Origin of the sequence: Methylovorus sp. MP688, from assembly GCF_000183115.1 — a bacterium.
GTDB classification, from domain to species: domain Bacteria; phylum Pseudomonadota; class Gammaproteobacteria; order Burkholderiales; family Methylophilaceae; genus Methylovorus; species Methylovorus glucosotrophus.
Genome location: NC_014733.1, coordinates 2,346,308 through 2,364,832, shown reverse-complemented (window position 1 = coordinate 2,364,832; position 18,525 = coordinate 2,346,308). Strand labels below are relative to the sequence as shown.

At 53.0% G+C, this 18,525-nt stretch carries 18 protein-coding genes; 6 read left to right on the top strand and 12 right to left on the bottom strand.

All coding sequences use genetic code 11. The annotated features are described in order from the left end of the window. Positions 1-80: 80 nt before the first annotated feature. The 4 genes from MPQ_RS11260 (at position 81) to MPQ_RS11245 (ending at position 3,653) form a co-directional block, all read left to right on the top strand. Complete coding sequence (locus MPQ_RS11260) at positions 81-995, top strand: substrate-binding domain-containing protein (protein ID WP_013443073.1); 915 nt, start codon at positions 81-83, stop codon at positions 993-995. Positions 996-1,118: 123 nt separating this feature from the next. Then, positions 1,119-1,625: a cytochrome c gene (locus MPQ_RS11255; RefSeq protein ID WP_041362370.1), complete on the top strand. Its 507-nt coding sequence runs from the start codon at positions 1,119-1,121 to the stop codon at positions 1,623-1,625. A 126-nt stretch (positions 1,626-1,751) separates the two neighbouring features. Continuing rightward, positions 1,752-2,291 carry a c-type cytochrome gene (locus MPQ_RS11250; protein ID WP_013443071.1) on the top strand — a complete coding sequence of 180 codons (540 nt, stop codon included), beginning with the start codon at positions 1,752-1,754 and terminating at the stop codon, positions 2,289-2,291. Between the two features lie 21 nt (positions 2,292-2,312). After that, positions 2,313-3,653, top strand: a complete 1,341-nt coding sequence (locus tag MPQ_RS11245; RefSeq protein ID WP_013443070.1) for an NAD(P)/FAD-dependent oxidoreductase — start codon at positions 2,313-2,315, stop codon at positions 3,651-3,653. A 93-nt stretch (positions 3,654-3,746) separates the two neighbouring features. On the opposite strand, the gene lplT is transcribed toward MPQ_RS11245, so the two are convergent. From lplT to MPQ_RS11215, 6 genes are all read right to left on the bottom strand, one after another. Then, positions 3,747-4,910 carry a lysophospholipid transporter LplT gene (gene lplT / locus MPQ_RS11240; protein WP_013443069.1) on the bottom strand — a complete coding sequence of 388 codons (1,164 nt, stop codon included), beginning with the start codon at positions 4,908-4,910 and terminating at the stop codon, positions 3,747-3,749. Positions 4,911-4,970: 60 nt separating this feature from the next. Further along, positions 4,971-6,368, bottom strand: coding sequence for a PhoH family protein (locus tag MPQ_RS11235; RefSeq protein WP_015830877.1), 1,398 nt, complete (start codon positions 6,366-6,368; stop codon positions 4,971-4,973). Positions 6,369-6,403: 35 nt separating this feature from the next. Then, positions 6,404-6,856 (bottom strand): peroxiredoxin, encoded by a 453-nt coding sequence (locus MPQ_RS11230; protein WP_013443067.1) that lies wholly within the window; start codon positions 6,854-6,856, stop codon positions 6,404-6,406. Between the two features lie 95 nt (positions 6,857-6,951). Then, a complete protein-coding gene (locus MPQ_RS11225) occupies positions 6,952-8,418 on the bottom strand; it encodes a HAMP domain-containing sensor histidine kinase (protein WP_013443066.1) in 1,467 nt (488 codons plus the stop codon). A 2-nt stretch (positions 8,419-8,420) separates the two neighbouring features. Beyond that, complete coding sequence (locus MPQ_RS11220; protein WP_238525307.1) at positions 8,421-9,200, bottom strand: energy transducer TonB; 780 nt, start codon at positions 9,198-9,200, stop codon at positions 8,421-8,423. 152 nt (positions 9,201-9,352) lie between these two features. After that, positions 9,353-10,264 (bottom strand): quinoprotein relay system zinc metallohydrolase 2, encoded by a 912-nt coding sequence (locus MPQ_RS11215; protein ID WP_013443063.1) that lies wholly within the window; start codon positions 10,262-10,264, stop codon positions 9,353-9,355. Between the two features lie 259 nt (positions 10,265-10,523). Between MPQ_RS11215 and MPQ_RS11210 the strand changes: the two genes are divergently transcribed. After that, on the top strand, positions 10,524-11,051 hold the full coding sequence (locus MPQ_RS11210; RefSeq protein WP_013443062.1) for a cytochrome b: 528 nt from the start codon (positions 10,524-10,526) through the stop codon (positions 11,049-11,051). A gap of 82 nt (positions 11,052-11,133) precedes the next feature. Here the strand turns inward: MPQ_RS11210 and MPQ_RS11205 are convergent, their stop codons facing one another. Continuing rightward, positions 11,134-11,955: a quinoprotein dehydrogenase-associated SoxYZ-like carrier gene (locus MPQ_RS11205; protein ID WP_013443061.1), complete on the bottom strand. Its 822-nt coding sequence runs from the start codon at positions 11,953-11,955 to the stop codon at positions 11,134-11,136. Between the two features lie 224 nt (positions 11,956-12,179). Continuing rightward, on the bottom strand, positions 12,180-14,273 hold the full coding sequence (locus MPQ_RS11200; protein ID WP_013443060.1) for a TonB-dependent receptor: 2,094 nt from the start codon (positions 14,271-14,273) through the stop codon (positions 12,180-12,182). A 185-nt stretch (positions 14,274-14,458) separates the two neighbouring features. Between MPQ_RS11200 and MPQ_RS11195 the strand changes: the two genes are divergently transcribed. Then, a complete protein-coding gene (locus MPQ_RS11195) occupies positions 14,459-14,842 on the top strand; it encodes a VOC family protein (protein WP_013443059.1) in 384 nt (127 codons plus the stop codon). Positions 14,843-14,883: 41 nt separating this feature from the next. On the opposite strand, the gene glp is transcribed toward MPQ_RS11195, so the two are convergent. The 4 genes from glp to moaA are packed head-to-tail and all read right to left on the bottom strand — an operon-like array spanning position 14,884 to position 18,375. Next, positions 14,884-16,164 (bottom strand): gephyrin-like molybdotransferase Glp, encoded by a 1,281-nt coding sequence (glp, locus tag MPQ_RS11190; RefSeq protein ID WP_013443058.1) that lies wholly within the window; start codon positions 16,162-16,164, stop codon positions 14,884-14,886. A 23-nt stretch (positions 16,165-16,187) separates the two neighbouring features. Beyond that, entirely contained in the window at positions 16,188-16,733 is a 546-nt protein-coding gene (gene mobB, locus MPQ_RS11185; RefSeq protein ID WP_013443057.1) for a molybdopterin-guanine dinucleotide biosynthesis protein B, read from the bottom strand. Between the two features lie 3 nt (positions 16,734-16,736). Further along, a complete protein-coding gene (mobA, locus tag MPQ_RS11180) occupies positions 16,737-17,315 on the bottom strand; it encodes a molybdenum cofactor guanylyltransferase MobA (protein ID WP_013443056.1) in 579 nt (192 codons plus the stop codon). A 49-nt stretch (positions 17,316-17,364) separates the two neighbouring features. Further along, positions 17,365-18,375 carry a GTP 3',8-cyclase MoaA gene (gene moaA / locus MPQ_RS11175; RefSeq protein ID WP_013443055.1) on the bottom strand — a complete coding sequence of 337 codons (1,011 nt, stop codon included), beginning with the start codon at positions 18,373-18,375 and terminating at the stop codon, positions 17,365-17,367. Positions 18,376-18,525: the final 150 nt, after the last annotated feature.

Here is an 18,525-nt window from a genome sequence, read left to right as displayed (position 1 = left end):
AAGCACCCCGCTCCGGCGGGGTGCTTTTTATTATTATAAGAAGATAAAATAGGCCGCTAACAGACACGAGGACAAAGGTAATGCTGATTAATTTCAAAAAAGTATCACTGGTTTTACTTTTCACTGCTCTGGCAAATAGTGCATTTGCTGCAGATGAAAATACGCTGGAAGTCGATCCGAACGTTGGTCGTGGTGGTGAACCTTCCCGCATTGATGATCCAACCGAATTCAAAGTTTGTGCAGACCAGGATAACCTGCCTTATTCAAACTCAAAGCAAGAAGGTTTTGAGAATAAAATTGCTCAGTTGATTGCGCAGGATCTGGGCAAAAAATTATCGTATCAATTCTGGTATGACCGTATGGGCTATATCAGAAACACATTGAATGCGCGCCGATGTGATGTGATTATGGGGACCGTGGCCGGCAATGATATGGTGCTGACTTCGAAGCCATACTACCGTTCGGGCTATGTCTTTGTTACACGTAAGGAAAGTAATCTGAACATCACGGATTGGGACTCCCCTGATCTCCGTAAAGGCATCATTGGTGTGGTTGGTCAAACCCCGCCATCTCGCCCAATTTACGATAAAGGCCTAATGGAAAACGCCCGTCCTTATCGTATTCAACGTGACTTGAATCTGCCGCCCAGTTTCATGATTGACGATCTGGTCAAAGGCGATATTGATATCGCCATTGTCTGGGGACCAATTGGTGGGTATTATGCCAAACAGTCCAAAGTTCCATTGGTCGTTGTGCCAGTGCCTGAGTATGAAGATACGAATGTGCATGGCAAGGAGTACTGGAATATTTCAGTGGCTGTGCGCAAGAAAGACAAGGAACGTCTGGCCATGATTCAGGAAGTGCTGGATCGTCGGCATGCGGACATCATGAAGATTCTGGATGATTTTGGTATTCCACATCTGGATGTCGTTCCCGGTGATAGCGTTGAAAAGAAACGCGAAACGCGCGGTGATGTAATTCCGAAATTCGAATAATGAATTGGCGTTATCAGGTTGCTTGGGTCAACCGTACATAACGCCTGTTCGTTATACGTATTACAAGTTGGTCATGGTTTGGCATGATCAAACTGTAGCTCTATTTTCAAACGAGGAGATGACATGTTAGGCAATAAGGTAGTTAAGGCGACGTTATTTGTTTCTATGCTTGCTCTGGTTGGATTGACTCTTCCACTGCAAGCTAGCGCCGAATGTAAATTGGTTGCGACTCAGGACGGCTCGCCGCTGGACATCAAGGCTGATGCCTTTGATACTCCAGAAGCAAAGCAATTCCTGGATACCTGTAAGAACCCTTACATTGGCAATGAAGCTGCAACTAAGCGCGGTCAGAAGTTGTTCCAATTGTATTCATGCACTGCATGTCACGGCGGTCAGGCTGAAGGCGCTGTAGGCCCAAGCTTGCATGGTCCTAACTTCAAATATGCCAAGAACGCCACTAACAAGGGTATGTTTGAAACGATCTGGCACGGTACTAACGGCGGTATGGGTGCCAAAGGTAAAGGCTTGATGGATCCTTCCGATCCAGAAAACGGCCTGACACCAGATGAAGTGTTGAAGATTGTTGCCTGGGTAAGAACTCACAGCAAGACACTCACTGGTAACGAATAAGCGCTTATCGCTAAAATTCGGCACTAATTAAAATAAAAGCGGTCATTGTTAAAAGCGGTGACCGCTTTTTTTTATGTGTAGCAATACCTGTTGGAGTAAAATCAATAACGTTAGAGGAGAGTATCAATGCGAAAAATGACACTAAGCACTCTGGGTATTATCTTGCTGGCTAGTTTGGCTGGCTGTGGTAAATCAGGCGATAGCGCAGGCGGTGGTGATAAGGCAGCCGCAGCCTCATCTGGTGAAATGATCAAGTTTGTTACTACTCAAGATGGTTCTCCACTCACCATCAAAGCCGAGTTGTTTGATACGGCTGAAGCCAAAGAATTTATGACGACAGGCAAAAACCCCTACATCGGTAATCAAGACGCGATCGCCAAGGGTAAAAAACTCTTCCAACTGTATTCATGCACACAATGTCACGGTGCTGACGCGCAAGGTCAGGTTGGCCCCAATCTGACAGGTCCCAACTATAATTACGCCAAGGATGCCACTAATAAGGGTATGTTTGAAACCGTGTGGCATGGTACCAACGGTGGTATGGGAGCAAAAGGTAAGGGCTTGATGGATCCTACCGATCCATCGAATGGTTTGTCCCCGGACGAACTGCTAAAAATAATAGCCTGGATACGTAGCCACGGCACGGCGACAGGTAACGAGTCATAGCAAATAAGAAAGGCATCATTTATGCAATCGCAAGTAGAGTCAGGTTCGGGTTTGCACCACGTCGTCATTGTCGGCGGTGGTGCAGGTGGATTGGAGCTTGCTACTCGCCTGGGAGATAAGCTGGGGCGCAAGGGTAAGGCGGAAATCACGCTGATTGACCGTACCCGTACGCACGTCTGGAAGCCTCTGCTGCATGAGATCGCAGCAGGCAGCATGAACCCGGACAAGCATGAGCTGGAATATCTCGCTCAGGCGCACTGGCATCATTTCCGTTTTCGCCTGGGGAGCATGGACGGTCTGGATCGTGCCAAAAAGGAAGTGTATATCGCGCCTTTTTACGATGAAGATGGCGTGGAAATCATCCCGCGCCGCACCTTCAAGTACGATACGCTGATCATTGCCATCGGGAGTACGACGAATGACTTTGGTATCGCTGGCGCAAGAGAGCATTCCATTGCGCTGGATACCCAGGATCAGGCGGAGCGTTTCCACCGGCGATTGCATAATGCCTTGGTGCGTGCCCATACGCAAAATGTCCCATTGCAAGCGGGGCAGCTTGAAGTGGCCATCGTCGGTGCTGGTGCTACCGGCGTTGAACTTGCTGCGGAGTTGCATAACACCACACGCGAGCTGGCGGCCTATGGCCTGGACAAGATCAACGCAGATCGCGATGTGAAAATCTCGCTGATTGAAGCCAGTGATCGCGTGCTGCCTGCCTTGCCTCCTCGTCTCTCCCAGTCGGTAGAGCTCGAGTTGCGCAAGCTGCGCGTGCATGTGTACACGGGTGAGCGCGTCACCGAAGTGACCGATAAGGGCATTTACACCCATAGCGGGCGTTTTATCCCGTCTTCTCTGGTGGTCTGGGCGGCAGGCATCAAGGCGCCGGATTTCCTGAGCCAGCTGGATGGGCTCGAGGCCAACCGTATCAACCAGCTCGTGGTGCGTCGCACCTTGCAAACCACGCTGGATGATGACGTGTTTGCCTTTGGCGATTGCGCCGCCTGTCCTTGGCCTGGGCATGATGAGAACGTGCCACCGCGTGCGCAGTCTGCTCACCAGCAGGCTTCCATGCTGGTCAAGACAGTCAAGAAGCGTGTGGCAGGCAAGACTACGGCCCTGCCTGAGTACACCTACCGCGACTATGGCTCACTGGTTAACCTGGGCAAATACACGACCGTAGGTAACCTGATGGGCTCCGTAGGCGGTTCCAGCCTGTTCATTGAAGGCATGTTTGCGCGCTTTATGTATCAGTCGCTCTACAAGATGCATTTGATGGCACTGCATGGCTTCTTCACCGTGTTCTTGCAGACATTGGCACGTATGATTACCCGTCGTACCGAGCCGCACGTCAAACTGCATTAATGCACGATTGCGGTTAGCAATAAAAAAGCCTCAGGAAACTGAGGCTTTTTTATTGGGCTTTTGATGGTGAGTCAGCTGGTTATTGGACAAGCATCAAAATGTTTTCAGCTTATAGAGACGATAGATCCCACTCATGCTGAGGCTGACAAATAAGCCGAAGGCAATCACGATCAGGTTAATGGAAAGCTCAGCCTTGACCATGAGGGCATACACGCCGATCAGTACAAGTATTCCCAGGTTTTCATTGAAATTCTGCACTGCGATGGAGTGACCTGCGCCGATGAGCAAGTGTCCCCGATGCTGAAGCAAGGCGTTGAGCGGCACCACGAAGAATCCACTCAATGCCCCAATCAAGAACAGCAGGCCGCTGGCGACACGCCAGTCATGAATCAGCACCATCGCCATCACCAGCAAGCCCATCAGAATGCCGGCTGGCAATACTTTGATAGAGTCTTCAAGCTTGATGTACTTGGCAGCAAATACCGACCCCACAGCAATCCCCACCGCCACCATAGCCGTAAGCTGGGTGGCGTGCTCCAGGCCGAAGTCCAGTGCTACAGCGGCCCAGGCCAGTACAACCAGCCGTAGCGTGGCACCAGCGCCCCAGAAAAGCGTCGTGACGGCCAATGATACTTGCCCCATGGGGTCTTTCCACAACACTTTGAATGAGTGCCAGAAATCCTTGAAGATATACAGTGGATTACGTTTAGGCAGCTTGTGGTCAATAGGCAGCTTGGGGATATACATATTGAATGTGGCGGCGGCCAGATACAGGCCCGTAATAATCCACATCGTCATCTGTACATCAATACTCGCCAGTTTACCGCCGATGATCGCCCCCAGAATGATGGCAAGCACGGTAGAGCCTTCCATCCAGCCGTTGGCCTTCACCAGCATGTTGGGGGGGAGAAATTCAGTGAGAATGCCATATTTGGCCGGCGAATAAGCAGCTGCGCCTATGCCGACAATGCCGTAGGCATAAAGCGGTGGCAAACCGAAAATCATGGCAATGGTGCCTATGAATTTGATGCCGTTGGAAATAAACATCACTCGCCCTTTGGGGAAAGCATCGGCAATGGAACCGACGAAGGGGGCGAGCACAATATAGGAGATAACGAAGAACTCCTGCAGCAGTGGCGTATGCCAGTCAGGGGATTGCATTTGCTGCAACAGGGCAATGGCGGCAAACAGCAAAGCATTGTCTGCCAATGCAGACAAAAACTGCGCCAGCAGTATGATATAAAAACCTAGATTCATCGCAGGGTGTCGCCCGGCCGAAGCGCGGGCGATTTTAATTCCATTTCAGCTTAGAGCTGGCTAAAGAGCCTCGGCAGCAAAATCTGCCAAGCGTGAACGTTCACCGCGTACCAGGGTAACGTGGCCATTATGCTGCCAACCCTTGAAGCGGTCGACAACATAGGTGAGGCCAGAGCTGCCCTCTGTCAGGTAAGGCGTATCAATCTGGGCAATATTGCCCAGACAAACCACCTTGGTCCCGGGGCCGGCACGGGTAATCAGTGTTTTCATTTGTTTCGGGGTCAGGTTCTGCGCTTCATCAATGATGAGGAATTTGTGCAGGAAGGTACGTCCGCGCATAAAGTTGAGCGACTTGATCTTGATACGGGTACGTATCAGATCCTGCGTCGCCGCGCGGCCCCACTCCCCGGCATCTTCGTCGGATTTGTTAAGCACATCCAGATTATCCTCCAGTGCGCCCATCCATGGTGCCATCTTTTCCTCTTCCGTACCTGGCAGGAAGCCAATGTCTTCCCCCACTGGTACGGTTACGCGGGTCATGATGATTTCGCTGTAGATTTTCTTGTCCAGCGTTTGCGTCAAGGCAGAAGCCAGGGTGAGCAGTGTTTTGCCGGTACCCGCCTGGCCCAGCAGCGTGATGAAGTCCACATCCGGATCCATCAGCAGGTTAAGCGCGAAATTCTGTTCACGGTTGCGGGCGGTAATGCCCCAGATGCTGTTTTTGTGCTGGGTGTAATCCTTGACCACTTCCAGCACCGCGGTATTGCCTTGCTGGCTGCGGACGATGGCATGAAAAGGTTTTTCGTATTCGTAATAGACAAACTCATTCACCAGCAGGCTTTTGCAGATCGGTCCGGTGATGCGGTAAAACATGCGGCCGGCATCCTGCCACGATTCCATTTCCTTGCTGTGCTTTTCCCAGAAATTGGCCGGCAGTTCGCGCATGCCGGTGTACAGCAGGTCGGTGTCTTCCAGTACTTTGTCGTTGAAATAGTCTTCTGCAGCTACGCCGATGGCGCGGGCCTTGATGCGGATGTTGATGTCCTTGCTGACCAGGATAACCTGGCGTTCAGGTTGCTTTTTCTGCAGGTCGAGCGCAACGCCCAGAATCTGGTTATCAGCCTTGCTACCGGCCAGCATGGGCAGGTCGATGCTCACTGCTGAAGTCTGCATGAACAAGCGGCCGCTCAGGTGTTTGTTGCCATTGATCGCCAGCGGACAGCCATCATCCAGATTGTTGAGGCTGGTGCCCACGATCTCTTCCAGGTTACGGCTCGCCTGGCGGGCATTGCGGGCAACCTCGGTCATGCCCTTTTTGTTGTTGTCCAGCTCTTCCAGCGTGACCATGGGCAGGTAAATGTCATGCTCTTCAAAGCGAAACAGGCTGGAAGGGTCATGCATCAGTACGTTCGTATCAAGAACAAACAGTTTGGTACTTGTGACACTTTTTTTAGCCATGAGCTTATATTCCCCAGGTTGAGATTGAGTGTGCGTTAAAGCGATTTAATGAAATCAAGTACTTCAGCCGCATGGCCTTCCACTTTGACGCCGCGCCACTCGTGCACCAGCTTGCCCGAGCTGTCGATGACAAAGGTACTGCGCTCAATGCCGCGTACTTCCTTGCCGTACATCTTTTTCATCTTGATTACATTGAACAGAGAACACGCCAATTCATCCGTGTCGGCCAGAAGATCGAAGGGGAACTCGAACTTGGCTTTGAATTTTTCGTGGGATTTAAGGGTGTCGCGCGAGATACCCACAATCACTGCGTTCAGAGCTTGAAACTCCGGGTAGCGATCGCGGAATTGTATACCTTGCGTAGTACAACCTGGCGTTGCATCCTTGGGGTAAAAATAAACTATGAGGGTTTTGCCGAGGAACTCAGAAAGCTTGAACTGCCCACTGGTCGAAGGTAATTCAAAATCAGGAACGGGTTGGTTCAACATAAGTATGGGGTGGCATATACACGTCTCCATTGTTGTTAAAAACGCGCTATAAGGCAAGCCCGATATGGGTGAATCGAAAAGATTTTTTACAGGCGTTAAGAAACAGCGGGTTGGTGGAAGCGGGGCAGCTCGATCTCGATCAAGGTGCCTCCCCCTTTGCGCGGGCTGAAGGTGATGCGCCCCAGCAAGGAATCACATACCTTGAACGCGAAGGGAATGCCTAGCCCGGTCCCAAAGCGCTTGGTCGAAGGGCCAGGGCTGATGGCATGGGGATCTGGTGTGAACGGCATGCCCGGGCCGCGGTCGGCAATCATCAGGCGCACGGTTTCGCGGCTGAGGTCGGCATGTATTTCCAGCTTGGAGTGGTTAGGCACGGCTTCGATCGCATTCAACAACAAGTTGTAAAGCGCCTGTTCAAGCAGGTGCTCATCGGTGTAAATGCTGTCATCCTGTTTTTCCCATGCCGGTAATTCCAGTTCGATGGATTTTTCTGCCAGCTTTTGTTGCAAGGGCGAGAGCGAACCCTGAATGATCTGGCTGAGCTTGCTCAATGTGGGTTGCGGCTGCATGGGGTGCAGGTAGGACAGCAGCGAGCCAGTCCAGCGTTCCAGCCGGTCAACGGTGCTGATGATATCGCGCAGCGATTCACGGGTATCCTGATCCAGCTCGGCACTGTCTGCGACCTGCGCCGAGGCACGAATGCTGGCGAGTGGGTTGCGGATATTATGCGCCAGCATGGGCACCAGCAAGCCCAGTGTGGCCTGCTTCTCGGTGCGAATCAGGGCATCCTGGCTCTGTGTCAGCTTGTCGGCCATGTCATTGATCGCGCCGGACAGGGTAGCCAGTTCCTCCGCACCCCTGCGAGGCGCTTTGTGCTCCAGCCTGCCTGCACTGATTTCGGTGGTCGCGTGCAGCAAGGCCTTGATGGGCAGAACAATGGCGCGCTTCAAAAATACCCGTGAAAACAGCAGCAGCAATGTTGCCAGCAGGATAGGGATGGTCAGCAGTGTGAGGGAGGTGCGCTTGGATTCATCCAGCCGTTGCTGCAACTCCTGCTGCTTCAGGGAGAGCAGGCGTTCAGCCCGTGCTGACACAATCTCGTAGCGCTGGAAAATGCCGGATTCCAGGTTGGAGTTCAGCGTTTTCTCAATCAGCTCGTCAGAAACCTCATTCTGGTGATTGAATATGGTGCTGGTTTCCGTGATAAAGGTCGCATAGCTTTTTCTCAGCTCGTCGATAGCAGCGCGTTCCTCGTCGCCTACGGCGAGGCTGTTCAGCTTGACGAAGTGAGCACCAACCGAGACGGTATACGCGTCGTACTCATCTTTGGCTTGTGGGTCTTTGAGAAAGTAAGCGTCGAACAGCTCTTTCATCTGGCGATACAGGTCCCCCCGCGTCTGCTGGATTTCCTGAATCAGCAGGTTGATACGTTGCGATTCATGGGAGGATTTATCCCACAGATGAATGCCCACACCGCCGGCCGCCCCAGCCAGGCAAACCAGCATGATGAAAGCAAGCTCGTGTATCAGCAGCAGGTCTTTCAGCGATTTTGGTTTTGCCATGACTAACGTTCTTCCAGGCGGAACGAAATGGGAATGCTCAGTGTGGTGATCTTGCCCTGCAAGGTAGAGGGAGCAATCGGCAGCGAGGAAAGGGCCTGGCGATACATATCCAGAACCTGGCGATCCAGCACCTCATAGCCCCCGGACTGCTTTATGCGGCCATTGATGATGTGCCCCTGGGCGTCCAGCTCCAGCTCCAGTACAGGGGTGCCTTGCATATTGTTGCGCCGTGCGATGTTGGGATACTTCTTGTATTTGGCCAGCACGTTAAACACGCTGTTTCCGAATTCATTTTTGGCTGCATCCAGATCTTGCTGACTGGTCGCAGATACTTTCGGCGGCTCAGCCGGGGCGGCTGGAGCGGGCTGGGTTGCTGCAACTGGGGCTGGAGCAGGTGCCGTTTCGGCTTTCGGGGCCTCGGGCTGCGGCGTCGCGGTCATCACCGGTGGGCTGGGGTCAGGCTTGCGCTCCACAGGGGGAGGGGCGACCTCGGGTGAGGGCTTGATCACCGGTTTGGGCTGGGGTTTTACTTCCGGCTTGACCACGGGCTCTGGCTTTGGGGGTTCCGGCGCAGGGGCTGGCGCTTCTGCTGGCGTTTCCTGTTGCTTTTTGACTGGTGGGGCGAGTTCAATCTGTAACACCTGCGGTTCAGGCGGGCTGTCAAATTTGAGATTGGGCAACTGCCAGATCAGGATGGCATGAACGGCAATGGAAATAATCAGCGCCCATTGAAGCCGGTAAGAGGGCACCGAGATGCTGGGTGAGTAAGTTGCCAAGTTCACACGCTCAAAAATAGTCAGATAAGGGCCGGGAGGCCATCGTTATTATGATTTATTGTATTGTTTTGCCTGGGGCAAGGCCTTGATTCTGCCATAGAAACTGGAGTTCTGCAGCCTGCCTGCCATGGCTTCTCTTGTCTTCCTGAGTTCTACGATCATTCCCACTCCAGTGCCGGGTAAAGAATATTCACATTTCGTCGATTGACGATATCAAACAGCGCCCATTTGCCTTTTTCACTGCTGGCGGCGGTATCCATGGCTTTTTCCATGACCTCGCCTTTTTTGATACTGGCACGCACATCGTTCAGCAGGGTTTGCAGGTAACGTTGTTCATCATTCAGCGCCTCTTGCCAATGGGTACTTACCGGGCCGTGGCCGGGGACGGCACGCGCTGCCGGAACTTCCTTAAGCTGGTTGATGGCATTGATCCAGCCCTTGATATCCCCATCGAGGGAGGGCGTGCGTTCAATGAACAGCAAGTCGCCCGTCCACAGGGTTTGGCTGAGGGTGTCGTAAACGGTGAGGTCGGTACTGGTATGGGCGGGAGGGTAGGCCTTAAGTGCCAGCTGGCGTCCACCAAGATCGATTTCAAGCGCGTCGGATACCGCTAGCGTTGGCTTGATGATTTCGCTGCCGGCAAAATCCTGGCCTTGCCACTGCTGGTTGCTGCGGAGATAGCTGTCGCGGCGCCGCTCAAGCGCGTCGGCCAGTTTGGCATGGCCTATGAATTGCGGATGATCGGCAATAAATGCAGCGTTGCCGAAAACATGGTCAGGATGCACATGGGTATTGATCACATACAGAATAGGCAACGGAGTCAGCTGACGTATGGCCTCATGCAGGGCTTGCCCCACCTTGAGGTTGCCACCGGTATCAATGACGGCGACACCGCTCTTGCCTATCACGACACTGATATTGCAGATGTCACCGTGATAGCCTTCCGATAGATCCTCATGTACACCCTGATGCACATACACGCCTGGACTGATTTCGGTCAATGTCAGTGCGGTTGCCTGTGCATACGGCATTACCGCGAGTAAAATCAAGCCCTGAAGAAATCGCCACATCCTGAAAGTCTCCTCGTTGTGATGACCGGTGTCGTGCGGCGACATGAGATGTCACCAAGGCATGGCAGGCAGGCATCTTGGCATTAAGCCTCACGATGGTCAATTGGCGCCGGGAAGATAGGGAACTTTTCCCGATAATCCCGGGTTTAACACATAATGCCAGTGCGACTGTTATGCTGGCGTATGCGCCCCCGCCTTTAATTGCATGGTCAGGATGCAATGGTTTTTTGTGCGAGAACCCCAACCTACAAAAGAAAGAATGGAAATGAGTGCTGCCCGCTATACCACGACTGCCAAAATACTCCACTGGCTGATTGCGCTGACAATTTTTGGAATGTTCGCGCTCGGCTGGTTCATGACGGATCTGCCGCGTGAAACCCCAGACCGTGCCTTTTACTTCAATCTGCATAAATCGATAGGCGTTACGCTGTTTGCCCTGGTGCTGTTCCGCCTCTTCTGGCGTATCGGCCACAAACCTCCCGCTTTGGTGAGTACCCTGAAGGCATGGGAGCACAAGCTGGCACAAGCCGGGCACCATTCGCTGTACTTGCTGATGGTGCTGGTACCAGTGAGCGGCTTGATCATGAGTGCGTTCAGCAAGTTCGGCGTCAAGTGGTTCGGTCTGCCCCTGATCCCTGGTCTGGATGACAAGGCGCTGCGGGATGTGTTTACCGAAGTGCATGAGGTCATCGGTCTGATCTTGCTGGTGGTCATTATCGTGCATGTATTGGGTGCTCTTAAGCATCATTTCCTGGATAAGGATGAAACCCTGAAGCGCATGCTGTAAAAGGGGATCCCATTAAAAAAGGCGTCTTGAGGACGCCTTTTTTATTTGCCCTTTGCTATGGCCTGATGGTTAATTGCGATGATCAGGAGGCGTTTTTGACATCAAGCTGCTGCGAAAATTTGGCACCCTCGTTATCTTCAGCCTGGACTTCCAGTGTGCCGGGTGCCGCAGGTGTGAAATCAAAGCGCAAATAGGGGTCTTCGCTGGTGCCCACGCCAAAATCCACACTCATCACCGGTTGATTGTTATATGTGAATGCTGCTTTCTGGATATAGAAGGCAGGGCGGAAGCCTTGCGAAACCAGGTCGCGTTGCAAGCCGGTATACATGGGATGTTTGATGATAAAGGTCGCGGGCGTGGCCTGACCAAACTTCACGGGCGATTCCACATTCAGCTTGATCTTGCCAGACGCTGCACGTATGGCAGCCTCATCGCCATCGACCGAGCCACCACAACCGCCCGCCGCGCGAATCTGGATGGTGGACATATACAGCTTGCCGTCCGCTGTTTCGCCAATGGCGCGCACAAAAGAGTCGGTTTCCATGCGGATGCGGGTGGAGAGCTGCAGATTGCCAAGCAATTCCGTCAGGTGATAGGTCGCCGCCAGCTGAATCGGGTTGGCGTCCACGATGATGTACACATTCTTGATGGCGGCTGGGCTTTGTGACTGGTTCACCGTCAGGGTGACGGGTACTTGGGCGCCACTTTCCGCACGACGCGGGCCGGTGAGTTGTATGAAGGGCACTTCTTCGATGGTGCGGTTGGCAAAAAACGCCTCCTTCACCACAGGCCACAGCTTGTCCGAGGCCTCGGCCCAAGCCCCTGTGCTACATGCCAGCAGCATGCCTGCCATTACCCATTTGCCCAACATCATGTTGGAATTACCTGCACTATGCTTGACCACGGCCTCTTCTCCTTAGAACACTGTTTTTATAATAGATAGCGCTTAGACATAAGAATGGCGATGACATTCGGCAGTCGCGCTTGCATCGTTTTTGCGTGTAGCAGCCTTAAAAAAACACAAGGCATCACTATACGATGATAGAGATGCCTTGTAGCTTAGCCGACTTTGGCAGATGGCGTCTGTGACTGAAGTTACTTAAGCCAGCCCAGTCGTTTTACCGTCTATTAAAAACGATAATTGGCGTTCAGACCCAACAGCCAGTTACGGCCAGCTGCCGGTTCAAAGAAGCGGCTGTTGCCATCATTTACCCGGACAGAACCAATGTAATCCTTGTCGAAAATGTTTTCAACACGGACAAACTCGCTGAAGCGCCAGCTCTTGAGCTGTTGCTCAAAACCTGCGCGTACATTGAAGATGGTGTACGACGGTGCGCTATCGGTATTGGTATCGTTGACGTACGCCTTGCTGTTGTGACGCGCTTCGAATGCGGTGCGGAAACCGGACTCGATATGCTTCCAGGCGGCTTCGGCGTATATCTGCGTGTGGTAAGTGCCTGGAATGGTATTGCCTGAATTCACTTGCCCCGCGCTGCCGACATAGTCGGAATCAAACTTAGCATTGAGCAAGGTATAGGCGCCATACAAAGAAATGTTATGTGCTAGTCTGGACTCAATGGAAACCTCAGCACCATTTCGCTTTGTTTTGGGGGCATTGATATAGCTCGACGTACCTCCAGAACTTAACGCTACAATTTCATCGTCAGTCAGTGTTTTGAACAATGTAGCATTCAATTGCGTATTGTCTGAAAGGAAAGCTTTTGTTCCAACCTCAAAGTTCTTGCTGGTACTCGGTTTAAGGCCAAAGTTGGGTGTGCTGTTAACGCTGTTGTTTAGGTATGCCACTTCAATGAAGGTAGGTGTTTCAAAGCCTTTGCCATAGTTAGCATAGAAGTTGAGCAGTGGGTTTACTTTCCATACAGCACCAACTACTGGTGTGGTTTTTTCGTAGGTCAGATTGCCACTGTTATCCGGATTGCCACTGGCGATGAATTTGTCATCTATTTCCAAAGATACTTTAGTTCTGCGCAGCCCGGCATGAAGGTCAAGGCTGTCAAGCACTGACCATTTTCCCTGTACATACTGATCCGAGTTAGTCGCGATATTTTTTTCATTGCGGGTGGGGGCAGCACTTTTCTCTCCACGCGAGGTGGGGGTGTCCAGCCGATCATCATTCATCTTGCCATAAGCTAAGCCAGCGTTAAATGTATATGGCTTGTTGAATAGCAAGCCTTGATTATTCCATCGTAATTCTGAGCCCCAGAACTCTCTGGAGATGGAGCTGGCTCGCCCGGCGTTGCCACCTGTGGATAGATACTGAAGATTGTCTCGAGTACCTACCCATGTGATGAGGTTCAATGAGTTATTCTCATCCAGCTTATGTTCAAGGTTAAATCCAACCTGCGTGTTTGTACGACTAACTCGTGTATCGGCCGCATATGCTGCAGGAGAAGCTTGTTTGCGGTTAGCTGCTACTTCTGTACGTGTAAGACCTAATGGATCCTGTGCATCCTGATCAAACCAGTTAACCAGTGTAGTCAGCTTGGTGTCTTCATTGAGGTTGATCTTGAATTTGGCGGTGCCTTGTTTTTTGCTGCTGGCGCTATGGTCGCGATAGCCATCAGATTCGTAATTGGAATAGTTCACCAGATACTCAATGCCTTCCGAAGTACCAGATGCCCGCACGCTTTCCTTGCTGGTGCCATAACTGCCAAACACCACACCTGCAGAGACTTCAGGTGTTTTGGCCGCGTCTTCTGTCAGCATCTGGATCACGCCACCGGAGGAGTTGCCATACAGGGCGGAGAATGGGCCGCGTAACACTTCTACGCCCTGGACAATATCAAGATCCACATTGCCTGGCTGGCCCTGGCCATCGGGCATGGTCAGCGGAATGCCATCAACGTACACACGCACGCCACGCACACCAAACGATGAGCGGGCGCCAAAGCCACGGGTGGAGATTTGCGGGTCTTGCGCCATCTGCGTGCGGTTTTGCGCGGTGATGCCGGGGACGCGGATCAGGCTTTCTGACAGCGTCATGCGGGCCTGACCGTCCTGTATGTTTTCTTTTTCAACGACATCAATCGCCACCGGCAGGTCAAAACTATCCTGCGCTTGACGGGTGGCGGTGACCACGATGGGGGCCAGGATGGAAATGCGCTCTTCATGACCAGTATCGGTAGTTTCAGCGGCCATGCCGGGTTGGGCAAAGGCGCATGCGCTCAAAACGGCGTATGGCAGTGTTTTTCGGATGAACATGATGCTCCCTTGAAAAGTTAATTTTTGTAATGGGCGGAGCATAGTACATTCGGTGGCTGGTGTGCATCAGGATAATCATGAATCTTCATTATGATTCGTAGTTGCAGTGCATGGTGTATGGGCCAAGCAGGCGGTGCCCATGGAGGTGTAGAATATTCAGCCTGACCTACCAAAAAGGACATCTTGTGGCCGTTACCGGATTTAATCATTACAACTTGCGGGCGACGCGCGAGCAGATGGCAGTGTTGCTCGACTTTTACACCAGGGTGGTGGGCTTGACCCTTGGCGAGCGTCCTGGACTCAGCAGCTTTGGCTACTGGTTATATGCCGGTGCCAAAGACGTGCTGCATTTGTCGGAAGTGAAAGAGGGTGTGGAACCCGCGCTGAATGTGCAAACCACGTTTGATCATGTGGCTTTTACCTGCACGGATTATGCCGCCATGGAGCAACATCTTCAGGCCCATGGCGTTCAGTTTGGCAGCCGCGTCGTCAAGGCGACCAATGTCAGGCAGATTTTTTTCAAGGATCCGTTTGGTAACGGCGTTGAGTTTAACTTCGACGAGAGTTAAGGCCGGCCTGGCCCTTGGATAGGCCAGCCTGGTAGTGAATTTTAAATAATGCCTTCCAGCAACTGCACTCTGACCAGTTGATTTGCGGGCAGGCTGCCCGTGTCTTCATCCAGCACAATAAAGCAATTGGCGCGCGACATGGAGCTCAGCATGCCTGAGCCTTGCGCGCCTGTGGTTTTGACTTTCCAGGTACCATCTGCATCGGCAAATAAAATGCCGCGCTGAAACTCGGTGCGGCCTTTGGCTTTGCGTATTTCTTCCACACAAATGGCCTGCAGCATGGGCAATGGCGGCGGCGATGCTTGCCCCATCAGCACCAGCATGGCTTCGCGCACAAACTGGTAAAAGGTCACCATGACAGCGACCGGATTGCCAGGCAAGCCGAAATAATGCGCGCTACCAATTTTGCCGTACGCCAGCGGGCGGCCGGGTTTCATGGCGATTTTCCAGAACAGCACCGAGCCCAGCTTTTGCAGCAATTGTTTCATGTAGTCGGCCTCGCCCACGGAAACCCCACCGCTGGTAATGACCACATCGGCTTCCGCCGCCGCCTTGGTCAGCACCTGCTCCAGCACCTGCGGGTCATCCTTGATGGCCCCCAGATCGATGATCTCAACCCCCATGCGGGTGAGCATGCCGTGCAGGGTGTAGCGATTGCTGTCGTATATTTGTCCTGCCTGCAAGGCTTGGCCGACACTTACCAGCTCATCGCCGGTGGAGAAAAAAGCGACTTTGAGACGGCGATAAACACTGACTTCGCCAATTCCCAGCGAGGCTATCAAACCCAGATCGGCACTGTGCATGAGATGCCCCTGCGGTAGTACTACTTCACCTGCGCGCAGATCTTCCCCGGCAAGACGGATATTGCTGCCGGGTTTGGGCTGCTCAGCATGCCGCATGGTGTCACCCTCCTGCACTACGCGCTCTTGCATGATGACGGCATCGGCACCTGCCGGTATCACTGCGCCAGTCATGATGCGTACGCACTGCCCCGCTTGCAGGCTGCCTGTCCAGGGCTGGCCGGCATAGGCCGTGCCGACAATCTTGAGGCGGGTTTCGCCCTCGCTTTGACTGTCCGCGGTGCGCACGGCATAGCCATCCATGGCGGAGTTGTCATGGTTGGGGACATTCACTGGCGAGCTAATGCTGGCAGCCAGAATGCGGCCCAGGCTTTCCCGTACGGGCAGGGTTTCTGTTTCACTTACCGGGCTGAGGTAGCGCCTGATATAGTCGCGCGCCTTTTCAACGGACATGGAGTTGGGGTCGTAGTCATCGGCACAGCTGGGGCTACGGGCAAGGTCTGCGAGGGGTTTTTCGGACATCTTGGATGGGCGCTAAAGTGAAATTAATGAGGGGTGGTCGATAGCCACAGACGGATGTAGTCGGCGATCTCAGCGGGCTGATTGAGGTCAAGCACGCGCAGGGTATGTTCAAAAGGCACATCGCTGGCAATGGCAATAATGCTGTGATCCTGATCTGCCAGCAGTGGATGCCCGAGAGAAGGGCGGTGAATTTCGATCTTGGGGATATTCGCCAGCTTGAAGCCTTCGACAAGTACCAGATCGCACATGGTGGGGTCGATATGATCGACCAGCTCAAACAGTTCAGGCTCAGGCTTGCCAGCCCGCTCCAGCTCGGTGATCAGTGCCCAGCGACGGCTGGACCCAACCAGCGTTTGCACGGCGCCAGCTTCGCGCAAGCGATAGCTGTCTTTGCCCGGGTGATCAATATCAAACTGATGGTGGGCATGCTTGATGACGGAAATACGCAAGCCACGGGCGATCAGCACCGGTATCAGGGCGGTGAGCAGGGTGGTTTTGCCGCTACCGCTCGCCTGCGCGCAAAAGCCCAGAAGTCTGGGGCGCTGGTGATGGGCGGCAACATTGGGCATGGCTCAGGCTGCCTGTTCCAAGGTTAGCAATTCATCGCTGGTGTTGATGTTGCTGAATGCCAGCGGATGCTGGCTGAATTGGACTTCCACGACTTCGTGCCCTTGCTGCCAGGTATCGACCTTGCGACCGCCTTCTTGCAGGTATTTTGTCAGGCTGGGCAACAGGGCGCGACGACAGAGGCTGATGACTGGATGTGCCTGCATGCCGGTTTTGGCGATGGCAATATCGGCATCATGCGCCATCATGCTGTCCATCAGCTTGGCCAGCAGGTTGCGCGGCAGCAATGGCGCATCGCAGGGCACGGTGAGGATGTAGGCGGATTCGGTGGTGGTCATGGCCTTGTGCAAGCCTGCCAGCGGGCCGGCATAGTCTGGAATGTCATCTTGAATCACGGGGAAACCGAACGCAGCATAGCGTTCAATTTCGCGGTTGGCATTGATCAGAATTTCCGGCGTTTGCGAACGCAGGCGCTCGATGACATGCGCCACCATCGGCTTGCCGAGAAATTCGACCATGCCTTTGTCGACACCACCCATGCGACGACCTTTGCCCCCGGCCAGTACAACTGCGGTAATGGACATAATTAAGTTTCCCTGTTTAGTTATTCTTCAGATAAAAGCCGGTTGGCGCTTAGCCGCCGGTAACCGACATGAAGCGCACAACGGCGGGTTGTGCGCGTGCCAGATCAAAGTCATGACCCTTAGGTTTGATCTGCATGCTGTTCACAATCGCATCCACCACCGGTTGGTCATCGTGGGGATGCTCGCGTAACAAGGGCATCAGTTCCACCATATGGTCTTGCCCGAGGCACAGGTAAAGTTCGCCCTTGCAGGTAATGCGCACCCGGTTACAGGACTCACAGAAATTATGGCTGTGGGGCGAAATGAACCCCACACGCGTTGCCGTGCCTGGAATCCGCCAGTAGCGGGCCGGGCCGCCGGTGCTTTCGGTGCTGCTGATCATCGAGTAATGCTGCTGCAGCCGTTTCAAGGTTTCGGCATTGCTCACATAGGTGTCGCCGCGCGCATGATCCACCGCGCCCAAAGGCATCTCTTCGATATAGGAAATATCAATCTGCTGATCAATGGCAAACTGCAGCAGATCGAGCGCTTCGTCATCATTGACACCGCGCATGATCACGCTGTTAAGTTTGATATTGTCGAAGCCGGCTTCTTTCGCTGCCTGAATGCCACGCAGCACTTTACTCAAATCGCCCACGCGAGTGATGTTGCGGAAACGCTCGGCGTTGAGGCTATCCACGCTGATGTTGATGCGTTTCACCCCCGCTTTGCGCAATGCGGCAGCCTGATGTTCGAGTTGTGAACCATTGGTCGTGACCACCAGTTCTTTCAAGCCGGGCAGATGGCCGATTTCTTCAAACAGCCATTGGGCATTTTTACGCACTAGCGGCTCACCGCCGGTAATACGCACTTTGCTAACCCCCATCTGCACGAAAATTTTGACCAGGCGGGCACATTCTTCCAGACTCAGCACTTCATCGCGAGGCAGGAAGGTCATGTCTTCTGCCATGCAGTAGACGCAACGAAAATCACAGCGATCCGTGATCGACAGGCGTATATAGTCCACCTTGCGACCAAACTGGTCTATCAATGCGTCCGGAATGTGCAGCTGTTTACCCATAAAATGCCAGTGCCTTGCAGCGAGACCTTGAATTTTAAGACTTTACCCCCGTCAGCACAATGCAAAACGACGCAATGCGGCACCGGGAGTTATGATGTTGGACCACGAATTTGGCATTATGCTCATAATGATTAAACGCAAAAAATGGAG